Genomic DNA, 14586 nt, shown 5'->3' with positions numbered 1-14586 from the left:
AGAGTAGGCCGCGACCGTTGCTCATCACTCTGTGGAGGACAGACAATGGCAAATGTCGCAAGCATCGACGGCGCAAAAGCCGGTGCGATGACGGGCGAGGAGAAGAAGGTCATCTTCGCCTCGTCGCTCGGCACGGTTTTCGAATGGTATGATTTCTATCTCTACGGTTCGCTCGCCACTTATATCGGCGCCACCTATTTCACCCAATATCCGGAGGCGACGCGTAACATCTTCACGCTGCTTGCCTTCGCTGCCGGCTTCCTGGTGCGTCCGTTCGGCGCATTGGTCTTCGGCCGCCTCGGCGATCTCGTCGGCCGCAAATACACCTTCCTGATGACCATTCTCATCATGGGCATGTCGACCTTCCTGGTTGGTATCCTGCCCGGGGCCGCTTCCATCGGTATTGCCGCTCCGATCATCCTGATCGGCCTGCGTCTGCTGCAAGGCCTGGCGCTCGGCGGCGAATACGGCGGCGCGGCGACCTATGTCGCCGAACATGCGCCGAACGGCCGCCGCGGCTACTTTACGTCCTGGATCCAGACGACGGCAACGCTCGGTCTCTTCCTGTCGCTGATCGTCATCGTCACCGTCCAGTCGATTATGGGCACGACCGCCTTTGCCGCCTGGGGCTGGCGTATTCCATTCCTCGTCTCCGTCGTGCTTCTCGGCATTTCCGTCTGGATCCGGCTGAAGATGAACGAGTCGCCCGCCTTCCAGCGCATGAAGGCGGAAGGCAAGGCATCGAAGGCGCCGCTGACGGAGGCTTTCGGCCAGTGGCGGAATGCGAAGATCGCGCTGATCGCGCTTCTCGGCGCCACGATGGGGCAGGCTGTCGTCTGGTACGGCGGCCAGTTCTATGCGCTGTTCTTCCTGCAGAACGTATTGAAGGTCGACCTGCTGTCGGCCAACATCATGGTTGCCATCGCACTCTTCCTCGGCACGCCATTCTTCGTCATCTTCGGCGGACTGTCGGACAGGATCGGCCGCAAGCCGATCATCATGGCAGGCCTGCTGATCGCCGCGGTCACTTACTTCCCGCTGTTCAAGGCGATGACCTATACGGCAAATCCGGCCCTCTATGAGGCGCAGGCGACGATCCGGGCAACGGTGACGGCCGATCCGGCGGATTGCAAATTCCAGTTCAATCCGACCGGTACGTCGAAGTTTACCAGTTCCTGCGATATCGCCACGGCGTTCCTGACCAAGAACTCGGTGCCTTATGACGTCGTGCCGGGTCCGGCCGGCCAGCCCGCGACCGTGAAGGTCGGCAACGATACCATCACCAGCTACGATGCCGTTGCGGCCGGCGCAGATGCGGCCAAAACCGGTGCCGCCTTCGAGAAGGGTGTCAATCTTGCCCTTCACGAGGCTGGCTACCCGCTCAACCGCGGCGCTGCCAAGGTTGCCGATGCCAAGCTCGATGCCTTCATCGCCGCCAATCCGGAACTCGCCCTCAACGCCGATGCGGTACGCGCCGGCCAGAAAGAAACGCTACCGGCCGACAAGCTCGTTGCCGGTAAGCTGCTGACGGCGGACGAGGCGAAGAGCGTGACGGACATGGCCGTCTACACGATCCCTGGCGGCGGTTCCTTCGTGATGTCGGCCGATCCTGCCCGCGTCAACTGGATTGGCACGATTGCCATTCTCTTCGTGCTCGTACTCTACGTGACGATGGTCTACGGGCCGATCGCGGCCTTGCTGGTCGAACTCTTCCCGACCCGTATCCGGTATACCGGCATGTCGCTGCCCTATCATATCGGCAACGGCTGGTTCGGCGGCCTGCTGCCTGCGACGGCCTTCGCGATGAGCGCTGCCGCCGGCAATATCTACTATGGCCTGTGGTATCCGATCGTCTTTGCGGCGATCACGCTGGTCTTCGGCGTGCTGTTCCTGCCGGAAACCAAGAACCGCGATATCCACGCGCTCGACTGAGGCGCAGGCGATAGCCTGAAATCAAGCACCCGGCGCTCGCAAGGCGCCGGGTTTTTCATGCGCCTTTCTCATGCATCCGGAAAGTATCGCTTGGACGTAGGCCAGCCGTCCGGGCAAAGCTTGAAGAGCAGGCCGTAGCGGGCATAGACGATCGCCGTCAGCAGCGAGAACCAGGCGCCGAAGGCAAGGCCGGCAATGACATCGCTCGGATAATGGGCGCCGACCATGACACGCGTCATACCGAGCCAGATAGCGCCGGCGATGAAGGGAACCCGGTAGCGCGGGAAGAGCAGCGCGGCGGCGGCGAAGAAAGCGCCCACGGTGGTCGAATGGCCGGATGGGAAGCTTTCCAGCGCTGCATGACCGGAAAAAGGCGTGAAGGAGAGCACGCCGAGATCCTGGAAATGTTCAGGGCGGGCGCGGCCGATGGTGCGTTTCAAAACGTTTGCGAGCAGGCCGGAAAAGACGACGGTCGTGAAGAGATATGCGCCGATCCAGCTCACATAAAGCGCCTGGGCCTTTGCTCTCGCGCTCTTCAGAAGCTTGTAGCCGGCCCGGCCGTGAAAGAAGAGCAGGACACTGGTCAGGATCAGCCAGGCGGAATCGCCGAAGTCCGTCAGCACTTTCCCGAAACGACGGATGGCTTCCGGCATATGACCGGCCCCGATCGGTGCGTCGAAGATCAGTATGGAAAGGACGACGGCGTTCAGCGTGATAAAAAAGCAGGCGCGCCATCGCAAAGATGGCATGACGTGTCCACTTCTGTGCCAGCGCCTATCCAGGGAGACTAAGAGCGTCCGCATTCATACTACCGGTATAATCCTTATGGGTAGGAATAGGCAGCGAAACTGCACAGGATTACGACAGAGGCCGGGTCGGTTCAGAAAATTCTCGTCAATGCTGATGACTGTGCCCGGAAGGCAGTGCGGAGAAGAGCAGGCCGAGGCGCGTGAACAGGATCACGGCAATATGCGGCCCACGCACCGAGCGCAAACCGCCGCCTGTCGGATGAGGATGGATGCCGGCTTCAATAAAAAACCCTCCGCACGGGGTGCGAAGGGCCAAAAAGCGTTTCACGTGAAATATCAGGCAGAAAGCGCCTTGAACTCGGCAAGGATCGCATCGCCCATCTCGACAGTGCCGACCTGGTTGCAGCCGGGCGCCATGATGTCGCCAGTGCGGATGCCCTTGTCGAGCACGTTGGCAATCGCCTTTTCCAGGTTGTCGGCTTCCTTGACCATGTTGAAGGAGTAGCGAAGGCACATGGCGAAGGAGGCGATCATGGCGATCGGATTGGCGATGCCCTTGCCGGCAATATCGGGTGCCGAGCCATGGACCGGCTCATAGAGCGCCTTGCGCTTGCCGGTCTTGCCGTCCGGCGCGCCGAGCGAAGCGGATGGAAGCATGCCGAGCGAGCCGGTCAGCATGGCGGCGACGTCGGAGAGCATGTCGCCGAAGAGATTGTCGGTGACGATGACGTCGAACTGCTTCGGCTGGCGCACGAGCTGCATGCCGCCGGCGTCGGCCAGCATGTGTTCCAGCTGTACGTCGGAATATTTCGCCTTGTGCGTCTCGGTCACGACCTGGTTCCAGAGCACGCCCGATTTCATGACGTTGCGCTTTTCCATCGAGCAGACGCGATTGTTGCGGGTGCGGGCCATTTCGAAGGCGACGCCGGCAATGCGCTCGATCTCGTAAGTATCGTAAACCTGGGTATCGATGCCGCGCTTCTGGCCGTTGCCGAGATCGATGATTTCCTTCGGCTCGCCGAAGTAAACGCCGCCCGTCAGTTCGCGGATGATGAGGATGTCGAGGCCTTCGACCAGTTCCGGCTTCAGCGAGGAGGCGGATGCGAGTGCGGGATAGCAGATTGCCGGGCGCAGATTGGCGAAAAGTTCCAGATCCTTGCGCAGGCGCAGCAGGCCGGCTTCCGGGCGCACCTCGTAGGGAACGCTATCCCACTTCGGGCCGCCGACGGCGCCGAACAGGACGGCATCGGCGGCAAGCGCCTTCTTCATGTCGTCTTCCGAGATCGCCGCGCCATGCGCATCATAGGCACAGCCGCCGACGAGGCCTTCATCGGTGACGAAACCGGCCTTCATCGCCTCGTTCATATAGGCAATGATCTTGCGGACCTCGCCCATGGCTTCGGGACCGATGCCGTCACCCGGCAGCAGGAAAAGATTGCGCACTGTCATGAAAGCCTCCGCGGAAAAACAAGCTGCGGCTTCTTAGACCCCGGAAATGGGCATTTCAAGCGAGAGAAGGGGTGAATCGGTACGCTTGCCTGCGCGCCGTGCGATGGCCGGCAAGGTTGCTCCCGCGCCCGCAAACGGGCTAGAAAGATGGCCCTGCCTTTCTTCCCTGGATATTCTGCCATGTCTTTCGCGCCCCTTCATCTCGACACTCCTCTGATCCGGACAGCGCCCGATTTCAGCGCCAGCGGCAAGCCGCTCTGGCTGAAGCTCGATGCCCTCCAGCCCTCCGGAAGCTTCAAGCTGCGCGGCGTCGGCCGGCTTTGCCAGCATGAGGTTCAAAACGGGGCGCGCGAGATTTTCTGCGCTTCCGGCGGGAACGCCGGCATTGCCGCAGCCTATGCCGGGCGGGCGCTCGGCGTGCCTGTCACGATCGTGGTGCCCGAGACCACGGCACCCGACGTGCGCCGGACGATTGCAGCGACGGGCGCCAATGTGCTGGTCCATGGTTCTGTCTTCGATGAAGCCAATGCGCATGCGATCGAACTCGCCGAAAGCCGCAAGGCGACTTACGTGCATCCTTTCGATCATCCGCTTCTGTGGGATGGCCATGCGACGCTGATCGACGAGGTCGTGGCAAAAGGTGCCAAATTCGATTGCGTCGTTACCAGCGTCGGCGGCGGCGGGTTGCTGGCCGGCATTGTCGAGGGGCTGAAGCGGAACGGGCTTTCCGGCGTGCCGGTCATTGCCGTCGAGACGGAAGGTGCGGCCTCGTTTCATGAAAGCCTCAAGGCCAATGAACGGATTTCACTTGCAGGGATCACTTCGATCGCCACGTCGCTCGGGGCTCGGCAGGTGGCCAAGCATGTCTTCGATCTGCCGAAGCATCATCCGATCGAAAGTGTTCTCGTCAGCGACGCCGATGCCGTGGCCGCCTGCCTGAAATTTGCCGATGCACAGCGCATCCTGGTCGAGCCGGCCTGCGGTGCGGCCCTTGCCGTTGCCGACGTGCATGCAGGCCTGTTGTCGCGCTTCGACAATCCGCTGATCGAAGTCTGCGGCGGCATCGGCGTGTCGCTCGAAAAACTCAATGCCTGGAAAGAGAAGTTTCTCTGAGCTGTGGTCAAAGAAAAAGCCGGGCGAAAACCCGGCTTGATCGGCAGGCCATTCGATGGGGCTCAAGCGGCCCAGGGATGAGAAGCGGCGTTCTTCTTTTCGAATTCGTCGATCGCCTTACCCTTTTCCATGGTCAGGCCGATATCGTCGAGGCCGTTCAGCAGGCAGTGGCGCTTGAATTCGTCGAGATCGAACGTGATCGAGCCACCGTCCGGGCCGGTGATTTCGAGGTTTTCGAGATCGACGGTCAGAATGGCGTTGGAGCCGCGCTCGGCGTCGTCCATCAGCTTGTCGAGGTCTTCCTGGCTGACCTTGATCGGCAGGATGCCGTTCTTGAAACAGTTGTTGTAGAAGATATCGGCAAAGCTGGTGGAGATCACGCAGCGGATGCCGAAATCGAGCAGTGCCCACGGCGCATGTTCACGCGAGGAGCCGCAGCCGAAATTGTCGCCGGCAACCAGGATCTTGGCCTCGCGATAGGCCGGCTTGTTCAGCACGAAATCGGGATTTTCGGAACCGTCTTCGTTGTAGCGGGCTTCGGCGAAAAGGCCCTTGCCAAGGCCGGTGCGCTTGATGGTCTTCAGATAGTCCTTCGGAATGATCATGTCGGTGTCGATGTTGACGACCGGCAGAGGGGCGGCAACGCCCGTGAGCTTCACGAATTTATCCATGACCCATGCTCCATTTCAGCAAAACGTACTTTCTAATTTTGCATCTATTCCAGTTTTCCGGCGAAATGAAGAAGAATCTTTCGCGATGGCGGCCGCACGGCGTTTCGCGCGGCCTGCTGATTGTGAACGTCCGCTGCCTGGCTTTTACTTCGACGGTGCGTTCAGGCCCCAGAGAATGCCGAACGGATCTCGAAGCTGGCCGTAGCGGTCGCCCCAGAACATCAGTTCGACCGGCATGACCACTTCGGCGCCGGCAGCCACAGCGCGCTCCCACCAGAAATCGATATCGTCGATGACCAGCTGGATGGCGAAGCCCTCATGGCCTTTGAAGGGGTGGCCGTATTCGGGATAGGCGTCCGACAGCATCAGCGAACTGCCGTTGATATAGAGATGGACATGCATCGTGCGGCCGCTCTCGTCCGGCGGTACGAGATAGGCCTGTTCGGCGCCGAAGGCCTTTTTGTAGAATTCCGCGGCCTTAACCGCGCCATCGACCGTCAGATAGGGAAGCAGGCCATTCTTGACCGGCGGCATCCTGGTCTCGTTGCTCTCCATCGCGTCCATGCTCATCCTCCATTCGTTTTTTAAAGTGCCGGCTGAATGCCTGGCCGCCTCAAGGACGTAGCATGGGGATGTGAGCCGACAATGCCGGTCAGAATTTTTGGGCGAGGGTGATCAGAGATCGATGATCGTGCCGCGACCGTCGTTCCAGATGCGCATTTCACGCTTGCCATCGGTGCGAGCGCGGGCGCGGACAGGAGCGGGCTTCATCTTCATCGAGAGGGCGCGGCCGACCATGAGCACGGTCAGAATGCCGCCGACGGCGAGCGTGACCGAGAACGTCAGGAGCAGCATGGCCACAAAAACCGTGGCGCCGGCGAGCATGAAGAAGATGGAGCGAATGTTCTGCATCGGTTAGAGACCTTTCTACAGAAAGGAATGTGGTCCTTCTTTTTCTTCTCTGCAAGCCAAGCATGGCTTTTTGTTGTCTTGCCGGGCCTTGCGAAGCTTGGCACTAATGTTCCATGAGCCGAACACCACCTCTGCGTTCCCTGCGTCTGCGCCGCTCGGTGCTGAGCGTTCCCGCCATCAATGCGCGGGCGCTTGAAAAGACCCATTCCCTTGATTGCGATGCGGTTATTTTCGATCTGGAGGATTCCGTCGCACCCGAGAAGAAGGCGGAAGCGCGCGACAATCTGAAGGATTTTTTCGCCGGGCCGGCGCTCGAGGGCAAGGAAAGGATCATCCGTATCAATTCTCTGTCATCCGGCTTCGGGCCGGCTGACCTGGAGCTGGTGAAGGCGCTGTCGCCCGATGCCGTTCTTCTGCCGAAAGTGGATGAACCGCAGGACGTGATGGTCATCGGCGATCTGCTTGCCGAGGCCTATGCACCGGAGGAACTGCGCATCTGGGCGATGATCGAGACGCCGCGCGGCGTGCTGAATGCCGCAGCCATTGCCGAATCCGGGCGCACGCCGGGCTCGCGGCTTGATTGCCTTGTCGTCGGCCTTAACGATCTGCGCAAGGAAACGGGCGTGCTGCCGCAGCCGGGGCGGACCTATCTCGTGCCCTGGCTGATGCAGGTCGTTCTGGCGGTCAAGGCTTACGGGCTGGATGCGCTCGACAGCGTTTTCAACGATTTCCGGGATGGCGACGCTTTCGATAGCGAATGCGCGCAGGGCCGTGCCATGGGCTTTGCGGGCAAGATGCTGATCCATCCGGCGCAGATCGAAGCCGCCAACCGGCATTTCGGGCCGAGCGCGGAAGAGATCGCAGAGGCTGAGGCAATTATCGCCGCCTTCGCCGATCCGGCTGCCGAAGGGCGTAACGTCATCAATGCGAACGGGCGGATGATCGAACGGCTGCATCTTGTCCAGGCCGAAGCTCTGGTCCATAAAGCGCACCTGATTTCTGCAAGAAAGCCCGCCTGATGAAACTCTACCGCTTCCTGACCGGTCCTGACGACGCCTCCTTCTGCCACAAGGTAACGGCGGCGCTGAACAAGGGCTGGTCGCTGTCCGGCTCTCCCACCTATGCTTTCAACGCTGCGACCGGCCAGATGCAGTGCGGCCAGGCCGTCGTCAAGGAGGTCGAGGGCAAGGATTACGACCCGGACATGAAGCTGTCCGAGCAGTAGGTTCAGCGGTCCGCCGCCTCTTCGGCGCTCGCCTCGATGCGTTCCATGTCGTCGTCGCTGAGGCCGAAATGATGGCCGATCTCGTGGATCAGCACATGGGTGATGATGTCGCCCAGCGTCTCGTCGTTTTCCGCCCAATAATCGAGGATCGGGCGGCGATAGAGGCGGATGCGGTTCGGCATCTCGCCGGTTTCCACGGTGAAACGCTCGGAAATGCCGCGCCCCTCGAAAAGGCCGAGCAGGTCGAAGGGCGTTTCCAGCGCCATATCCTCGAAAACCTCGTCATCGGGGAAGTCTTCGATTTCGATGGTCAGATTGGTCGTCAGCTTGCGAAACTCGTCCGGCAGGTGGCTGTAGGCCTCCATTGCCAGCGACTCGAAGGCGCTGATCGTCGGCGCATGGCGGTCCCGCCAATCATCGCTCCGGTCTATATGGGCCATGAATATTCCTTCCTTTGCGGCCCATATAGAACCTTTAGCGACGATTTTCGAGTGCGGAATCAAAGGCAGGAATAAATTCTTATAAAATGCCGGTTGACTCTTCATTAGAGCTCTGGAATCCATAAGAACATAACAGGAACAAAACGAATGGAGAGAACGCCGTGGCGCAGACCGCCCTGGCGCGCGAGCGGCTTTTTGCGCTCCGCGAAACCATTGCCCGTTTGGAAGGAAAGCCCGCGCCGGCGCTTGCGGCGGCGGAACGTGAAGCCGTAGCGGAAGGGCGCGAAGCGCGGCCGGAGCGCATTCTGCCGCGCCTGCCTTTTGGCATAGGGCCGTTCGACGAGGCGCTGGAAGGCGGTCTGCTGCTTGATGCGATCACCGAGTTCCGTGCGGCCGGCTCCCGCGATGCGGGAGCAGCAAGCGGACTTGCCATGGCGGTTGCGGCACGGCTGCAGAGGCAGGAGGAGGATGCCGGCAGGCAATTGCCGCTGCTGTGGATCGGCGATGCGGTCGGCACGCTGGAGGCGGGGCGCCCCTACGCTCCGGGCCTTAAGGATTTCGGGCTGAATCCGGAGCGGTTCTTCCATGCCGCGCCGCGCAAGCTGGAGGATGCGCTCTGGCTGGCGGAGGCTGCCATCGAAAGCGCGGCCTTCTCGGCCGTCGTCTTCGAAGTGCGCGGCAATCCCCTGCATTTCGGCCTGACGGAAAGCCGCAGGCTCAGCCTTCGGGCGCGCGCCGTCCATCGCCCGCTCTTTCTGGTCCGCCAGGCGGGGGAGGAGGAGGCAAGCAGTGCCGCTTTCCGCCTGCATGTCGAGCCGGCGCCGTCTGCCCTGCGGCCGCTGCCGAACGGATCCAGACTTTCCGGCAGCATCGGCAATCCGATTTTCCGTCTCACGCTGGAGAAGAGCCGCAATCCGGCCCCGCTCTCCCTTCTTCTGGAGTGGAATCCTCATGAACGCGAATTTCTCCCTGTCGGCGAACCAGACGTCGCTCGTCCTCCAGGCGAACAGTCAGCGCATTCTGGCACTCAGCTTTCCGCATCTGGCAACGGACCGTATCTCCCGCAGGCGATGGGGGCTGTCCTGGCGTTCGAAAGGGCGTCCTGAAGCGGCACCCATCGTCTGTTCCGGCAAGCTCAACAATGCCATGCGGCTGACGGCGCTGGACGAATTCGCCGAGAGACTGGGCTTGAGGAAAGATCAGGGCGTGGCCGAGGCGCGGGCCATGTATCCGGCGCTCGATGTCGTGGAGGAGGATCCTGCAGCCGATCGCCGGCTGCTGGAAGGGATTGCCGACTGGTGCGACCGCTATACGCCGATGGTGGCGCTCGACGGCAAGGACGGGCTGTTTCTCGACATTACCGGCTGTGCCCATCTCTTTGGCGGCGAGGCGGCGCTTCTCGGAGATATCCTGTCGCGGCTCTTTCATATGGGGCTCGATGCCAGGGCCGCGGTTTCTTCATCGCCGGGCCTTTCCTGGGCCGTTTCCCGCTTCGGGCGGGGCGGCGTCGTGGAAGAGGAGGAGGCGGAGCGTGTGCTGACGCCGCTGCCCGTCGCGGCCTTGCGGCTGGAGGATCAGACTGTCGACGCATTGAGGAAGCTCGGCCTCAAATATGTCGGCGACGTCATCCATGCGCCGCGGGCGCCTCTGACCCGCCGCTTCGGGCCGACGCTGCTTCTGCGCCTTGACCAGGCGCTGGGGCGCGAGGAGGAGCCGATCTCGCCTCGGTTTCCTGTCGCCAGCCTCTCGTGCGAACGCCGTCTGGTCGAGCCGATCGGAACGGAAGAACAGATCCTTGCCGTCGCCGGGCAGGTTGCCGTGTCGCTGAAACCGTCGCTGGAGGCGCGCGGTGCCGGCGGGCGGGTGTTCGAACTGGTGCTTTTTCGTGTCGACGGCAGGGTTTTCCGCATTCGTGTCGGCGCTTCGCGGCCGCTGCGCGAACCGAAGCTTGTCGCCGGCCTGTTTTCCGAGCGCCTACAGGTGATCTATGACGACATCGATGCCGGCTATGGTTTCGAGATCCTGCGCCTGAATGTGCTGCGGCACGACCCGTTCAATGAGGCGCAGGGTGATTTCGAAGGCGACCGGCAGGGGGAAATCTCGCTTTCGGGTTTTGTCGACCGTGTCGCAGCCCGGCTCGGCGCGGACTGCCTGCAGAGCTTCCAGCTTCGCGAGAGCCATGTGCCGGAGCGCGCCGTCGTCACGATGCCGGCAATGGAGAGCCTTTCGGCGCGGCGCAGGGCGGAACAGGGCAATGCGCCGCCGTTTCGTGGGGAACGTCCGCTGCGGCTCTTTGCGACGCCGGAGCCGGTCGAGGTCGCATTTGCCGAAGTGCCTGACGGGGCGCCGCAGACTTTCCGCTGGCGGCGTCTGCAGCATCAGGTGGCAAGAAGCGAAGGGCCGGAACGGATTGCCATGGAATGGTGGATCGACGGCGCTGACGGCCCGGCACGGGATTATTTCCGGATCGAGGATGAGGCCGGGCACCGCTTCTGGATCTACCGCCAGGGCCTCTACGGTGAGACCCCCGATCCTCGCTGGTTCATGCACGGGGTCTTTGCATGAAACCCGATCCTACATTTTTCGAGATCGGCGCGAAGACGAATTTCTCGTTCCTCGAAGGTGCCTCGAAGCCTGAAGAGATGGTCGTACAGGCTGCCTGCCTGAAGCTCGGTGGCCTTGGCATCGCGGACCGGAATTCGGTTGCAGGCGTGGTGCGGGCTCATGCCCAGGCGCAGCAGCTTGAGGAGAGATACAGGAACAGGGATGCGATTTTAGCCGAGGCGAAGAAGAAGGGAAAAACAGAGATCATTCTCGATCCTATCCGGGTTCAGCCGGGCGCCCGTCTCGTCTTTTCGGATGGAACGCCTGAGATGCTTGCCTATCCGCGCAACCGGAAAGGCTGGGCAAATCTCTGCCGCCTGCTCAGCGCCGGCAATCTGAAGGAGGAAGCGGTCAAGGGAACCTGCATCCTGACCGAAGCGGAGCTTATGGAATGGGGCGACGAAATGATGCTTGCCCTTGTTCCGGATCGGGCCGTCGTGAATGATCCGGGCCGCCAGCCTGCCTTCGAAGAATATCTGGAGCGATTTCGCAAACGGTTTCGCAAGGCGTTTTTCATGGCGCTGTCGCCGGTCTATGACGGCCGCGACCGGCAGGCCTTTGCAGTGCTTGCCATGCTTGCCGCCCGCAACCGGGTGCCGCTGATTGCGACCAATCAACCCCTCTATCATCACCCCGAGCGCCGGCCGCTTTCGGATATCGTCATCGCCATCCGGGAACATGTGGAAATACCGAAAGCCGGGTTCCTTCTGGCCGCGAACGGAGAGCGGTATCTCAAGGATTCACGTGAAATATCCAGGCTCTTCCGGGATTACAGAGATGCGGTCGAGAACACGCAGCTGTTTTTCGGCAAGCTGGGCTTTTCGCTGAACGAGTTGAAACACAACTACCCGCCTGAAAACGATCCCGGCGAAACGCCGCAGGAGACGCTTGAAAGGCTGACGAGAGCAGGTGCGCTCATACGCTATCCTGATGGCGTTCCGGAGAACGTGGCCAAGCAGATCGACTATGAACTGAAGCTGGTCGGCGAGAAGAATTACGCTTCCTATTTCCTGACGGTTCACAGGATCATTCACCACGCTCGCTATAAGCTTGAGGTTCTCTGCCAGGGGCGCGGTTCGGCGGCGAATTCGGTTATCTGCTATTGTCTTGAGATCACGGAAGTCGACCCCACAAAGACCACGCTTCTCTTCGACCGATTCATTTCTATGGACCGGGACGAACCGCCGGATATCGATGTCGATTTCGAGCATGAGCGGCGGGAAGATGTCATTCAGTCCATTTATGAAAGATACGGTCATGAGCATGCCGGTCTGACGGCGGCTGTCACCAGCTATCGCACGCGTTCGGCTGGCCGCGAAGTCGCCAAGGCCTTCGGTCTGTCGGAGGATGTTCAATCGGCGATCAGCAGCCTCGTCTGGGGCTGGTCGGAGGATAATCTCTCAGAACGGGATGCGAAGGCGGCCGGCCTCGATATCAAGGACCCGGTGACACAGAACGTACTCAAATATGCTTCCGCACTTCTCGGCTTTCCCCGCCACCTGACCCAGCATGTCGGGGGGTTCGTTATTACCCGGGACCGGCTTGATGAAGTGGTGCCGATCATGAAGACGGCAATGCCCAACCGTTACATGATCGAATGGGACAAGGACGATCTCGACAATGTCCAGATCCTCAAGGTGGATGTGCTGGCGCTTGGCATGCTGACTTGCTTGCGCAGGGCGTTTACGCTCCTTGAGCTGCACTACGAGGTGAAGAAGACACTTGCCGACCTCGGCAACAGGGAACACGGAGAGGAAGGCGAGCCGGTCTATAAGATGATGTGGCGAGCGGATACGCTTGGCGTCTTCCAGATCGAAAGCCGGGCACAGATGAGCATGCTGCCGCGTCTTAAGCCTGATAGATTCTATGACCTTGTCATCGAAGTTGCCATCGTCCGGCCCGGGCCGATCCAGGGCAACATGGTTCACCCCTATCTGAGACGTCGGGAAGACAAGAAAAAGGGCATTCCGATCGAGTATCCGAGCAAAAAACTGGAAACGGTACTCGAGAGAACGCTTGGAGTTCCGCTGTTTCAGGAACAGGCTATGCAGATCGCTATTACTGCGGCAGGTTTTGAACCCGCAGAAGCAGATCGTCTCCGCCGGTCGATGGCGACATTCAAGAGAACCGGCACAATCGATAATTTTGAAGAGCGGTTTGTCGAGGGGATGGTTGAAAATAACTATCCTCGTGAATTCGCGGAGCAATGTTTCAACCAGATCAAAGGCTTTGGTGAATACGGCTTCCCGGAAAGCCATGCGGCCTCCTTTGCCCTGCTCGTCTACGCCTCTTCATGGCTGAAAGCCTATTATCCCGACGTCTTCTGCGCGGCGATGCTGAACTCGCAGCCGATGGGGTTCTATGCGCCGGCGCAGCTGGTGCGGGATGCGCGCGAGCACGGCGTGAAAATCCTGCCGGCCGATATCAACCGCTCGGACTGGGAATGCACCCTGGAAGCGGACGTTTTTGACCGAACAAACGTCGATTTTCGCCACAGCGAGATGCGGGCGGTCATCAAGACGCGCCATGCCGTGCGGCTTGGTCTTCTGCAGATCAAGGGCGTTTCTTCCAAAGATATGAAGCAGCTCGTGGAAAACCGCGGTGAGGGCTATAAATCAGTGCGCGACCTCTGGCTGCGCTCCGGCCTGCAGAAGTCCGTCATCGAACGACTGGCGGATGCGGATGCCTTCCAATCCCTTCAGCTATCACGACGCCAGGCGCTGTGGGCGGTGCGGGCGCTGGATGTGAAAAGCGCGGCTGAGGAACTGCCGCTGTTCGAGGCGGTTCGTCACATCGACCTTCAGCCTGAACCGATTGCGAAGCTGCCGGACATGCTGCCGGGAGAACAGGTCATCGAGGATTACCGCTATCTGTCGCTCTCTTTGAAAGGGCATCCCGTTTCCTTCCTGCGCGAGGCGTTAGGCAGGGCAGGTGTGACGCGCAATGTCGATCTGCTTGGCGTTGCGAACGGGCAGCGGGTGATGATCGCGGGGTTGGTGCTGGTGCGCCAGCAACCGGGTTCCGCCAAAGGCGTGATCTTCATGACGCTGGAAGACGAGACCGGTGTTGCCAATGCCATCGTCTGGAAAAAGGTCTTTGAAAAATACCGCGCTGTGGTCATGGGCGCCCGGCTTGTGAAAATCCACGGCAAATTACAAAGCCATAGCGGGGTCATCCATACCGTCGTCGAACATATCGAGGACATGACGCCGCTGCTCGGCATGCTCCAGCGCGAAACGAGACGCTTCGGTGTCAGCGAGCGCTCGGACGAGGTGTTGCGTTCGGCACAGGATCATCGGCAGCAGAAGGAGGCGGACATTCTTGCACGGGACAACCTGCTCAGAAAAATCAGCGAGAGAAGGCCGTCGGAGAGGGCGCGAGATAGCGATGTCGCGGAGACCGCAAGCGTGATGCCGCGCGGACGGAATTTCCACTGACAGGCTTTCGCAGCCTCGAAACTGTTCCTTCTTAAGGACTTGCGCACAGGCTCG

Annotated in this window: 13 protein-coding genes; 7 read left to right on the top strand and 6 right to left on the bottom strand. The window is 60.7% G+C overall.

Features of this window, described 5'->3' with window-relative positions; translation table 11 throughout:
* Positions 1 to 45 precede the first annotated feature (45 nt).
* Complete coding sequence (locus ACFPWW_RS06940) at positions 46 to 1932, top strand: MFS transporter (protein WP_112562507.1); 1887 nt, start codon at positions 46 to 48, stop codon at positions 1930 to 1932.
* Between the two features lie 68 nt (positions 1933 to 2000).
* Here ACFPWW_RS06940 and lpxE read toward each other — a convergent pair whose 3' ends face one another.
* Both lpxE and leuB read right to left on the bottom strand, forming a co-directional pair.
* Complete coding sequence (gene lpxE / locus ACFPWW_RS06935) at positions 2001 to 2735, bottom strand: lipid A 1-phosphatase LpxE (RefSeq protein ID WP_377311161.1); 735 nt, start codon at positions 2733 to 2735, stop codon at positions 2001 to 2003.
* Positions 2736 to 3017: 282 nt separating this feature from the next.
* Positions 3018 to 4130, bottom strand: a complete 1113-nt coding sequence (gene leuB, locus ACFPWW_RS06930) for a 3-isopropylmalate dehydrogenase (RefSeq protein WP_112702744.1) — start codon at positions 4128 to 4130, stop codon at positions 3018 to 3020.
* Positions 4131 to 4310: 180 nt separating this feature from the next.
* Between leuB and ACFPWW_RS06925 the strand changes: the two genes are divergently transcribed.
* Positions 4311 to 5243, top strand: coding sequence for a pyridoxal-phosphate dependent enzyme (locus tag ACFPWW_RS06925; protein WP_112702743.1), 933 nt, complete (start codon positions 4311 to 4313; stop codon positions 5241 to 5243).
* A gap of 62 nt (positions 5244 to 5305) precedes the next feature.
* On the opposite strand, the gene leuD is transcribed toward ACFPWW_RS06925, so the two are convergent.
* The 3 genes from leuD to ACFPWW_RS06910 all read right to left on the bottom strand — a co-directional run bounded on the left by leuD (position 5306) and on the right by ACFPWW_RS06910 (position 6826).
* Positions 5306 to 5914: a 3-isopropylmalate dehydratase small subunit gene (gene leuD, locus ACFPWW_RS06920; RefSeq protein ID WP_112562499.1), complete on the bottom strand. Its 609-nt coding sequence runs from the start codon at positions 5912 to 5914 to the stop codon at positions 5306 to 5308.
* A 144-nt stretch (positions 5915 to 6058) separates the two neighbouring features.
* A complete protein-coding gene (locus tag ACFPWW_RS06915) occupies positions 6059 to 6478 on the bottom strand; it encodes a VOC family protein (protein ID WP_112562497.1) in 420 nt (139 codons plus the stop codon).
* A gap of 111 nt (positions 6479 to 6589) precedes the next feature.
* Positions 6590 to 6826, bottom strand: a complete 237-nt coding sequence (locus ACFPWW_RS06910) for a hypothetical protein (protein ID WP_112562495.1) — start codon at positions 6824 to 6826, stop codon at positions 6590 to 6592.
* A gap of 113 nt (positions 6827 to 6939) precedes the next feature.
* Here ACFPWW_RS06910 and ACFPWW_RS06905 point away from each other — a divergent pair, with 113 nt between their 5' ends.
* Together ACFPWW_RS06905 and ACFPWW_RS06900 are read left to right on the top strand one after the other, a co-directional pair.
* A complete protein-coding gene (locus ACFPWW_RS06905) occupies positions 6940 to 7845 on the top strand; it encodes an HpcH/HpaI aldolase/citrate lyase family protein (protein ID WP_377311156.1) in 906 nt (301 codons plus the stop codon).
* On the top strand, positions 7845 to 8051 hold the full coding sequence (locus tag ACFPWW_RS06900; protein ID WP_112562491.1) for a DUF1737 domain-containing protein: 207 nt from the start codon (positions 7845 to 7847) through the stop codon (positions 8049 to 8051). Before ACFPWW_RS06905 ends, ACFPWW_RS06900 begins: the two co-directional genes overlap by 1 nt.
* 2 nt (positions 8052 to 8053) lie before the next feature.
* On the opposite strand, the gene ACFPWW_RS06895 is transcribed toward ACFPWW_RS06900, so the two are convergent.
* The gene (locus tag ACFPWW_RS06895; RefSeq protein WP_112702739.1) at positions 8054 to 8491 is read right to left on the bottom strand and encodes a metallopeptidase family protein; all 438 of its coding nucleotides are present in this window, start codon (positions 8489 to 8491) and stop codon (positions 8054 to 8056) included.
* 161 nt (positions 8492 to 8652) lie between these two features.
* Here ACFPWW_RS06895 and ACFPWW_RS06890 point away from each other — a divergent pair, with 161 nt between their 5' ends.
* The 3 genes from ACFPWW_RS06890 to ACFPWW_RS06880 are packed head-to-tail and all read left to right on the top strand — an operon-like array spanning position 8653 to position 14532.
* The gene (locus ACFPWW_RS06890) at positions 8653 to 9597 is read left to right on the top strand and encodes an ImuA family protein (protein WP_377311153.1); all 945 of its coding nucleotides are present in this window, start codon (positions 8653 to 8655) and stop codon (positions 9595 to 9597) included.
* Positions 9509 to 11056 carry a Y-family DNA polymerase gene (locus tag ACFPWW_RS06885; protein WP_377311240.1) on the top strand — a complete coding sequence of 516 codons (1548 nt, stop codon included), beginning with the start codon at positions 9509 to 9511 and terminating at the stop codon, positions 11054 to 11056. The genes ACFPWW_RS06890 and ACFPWW_RS06885 overlap by 89 nt, the downstream gene beginning before the upstream one ends.
* The gene (locus ACFPWW_RS06880; RefSeq protein WP_377311151.1) at positions 11053 to 14532 is read left to right on the top strand and encodes an error-prone DNA polymerase; all 3480 of its coding nucleotides are present in this window, start codon (positions 11053 to 11055) and stop codon (positions 14530 to 14532) included. Before ACFPWW_RS06885 ends, ACFPWW_RS06880 begins: the two co-directional genes overlap by 4 nt.
* Positions 14533 to 14586: the final 54 nt, after the last annotated feature.

Source organism: Rhizobium sp. GCM10022189 (genome assembly GCF_042656325.1).
GTDB lineage: Bacteria > Pseudomonadota > Alphaproteobacteria > Rhizobiales > Rhizobiaceae > Rhizobium.
This window is presented reverse-complemented; position numbering and strand designations above follow the sequence as displayed.

Coding starts and splice junctions, on each gene's coding strand:
- ACFPWW_RS06940 (WP_112562507.1), top strand. CDS start 46: ATGGCAAATGTCGCAAGCATCGACGGCGCAAAAGCCGGTGCGATGACG.
- lpxE (WP_377311161.1), bottom strand. CDS start 2,735: ATGCGGACGCTCTTAGTCTCCCTGGATAGGCGCTGGCACAGAAGTGGA.
- leuB (WP_112702744.1), bottom strand. CDS start 4,130: ATGACAGTGCGCAATCTTTTCCTGCTGCCGGGTGACGGCATCGGTCCC.
- ACFPWW_RS06925 (WP_112702743.1), top strand. CDS start 4,311: ATGTCTTTCGCGCCCCTTCATCTCGACACTCCTCTGATCCGGACAGCG.
- leuD (WP_112562499.1), bottom strand. CDS start 5,914: ATGGATAAATTCGTGAAGCTCACGGGCGTTGCCGCCCCTCTGCCGGTC.
- ACFPWW_RS06915 (WP_112562497.1), bottom strand. CDS start 6,478: ATGGACGCGATGGAGAGCAACGAGACCAGGATGCCGCCGGTCAAGAAT.
- ACFPWW_RS06910 (WP_112562495.1), bottom strand. CDS start 6,826: ATGCAGAACATTCGCTCCATCTTCTTCATGCTCGCCGGCGCCACGGTT.
- ACFPWW_RS06905 (WP_377311156.1), top strand. CDS start 6,940: ATGAGCCGAACACCACCTCTGCGTTCCCTGCGTCTGCGCCGCTCGGTG.
- ACFPWW_RS06900 (WP_112562491.1), top strand. CDS start 7,845: ATGAAACTCTACCGCTTCCTGACCGGTCCTGACGACGCCTCCTTCTGC.
- ACFPWW_RS06895 (WP_112702739.1), bottom strand. CDS start 8,491: ATGGCCCATATAGACCGGAGCGATGATTGGCGGGACCGCCATGCGCCG.
- ACFPWW_RS06880 (WP_377311151.1), top strand. CDS start 11,053: ATGAAACCCGATCCTACATTTTTCGAGATCGGCGCGAAGACGAATTTC.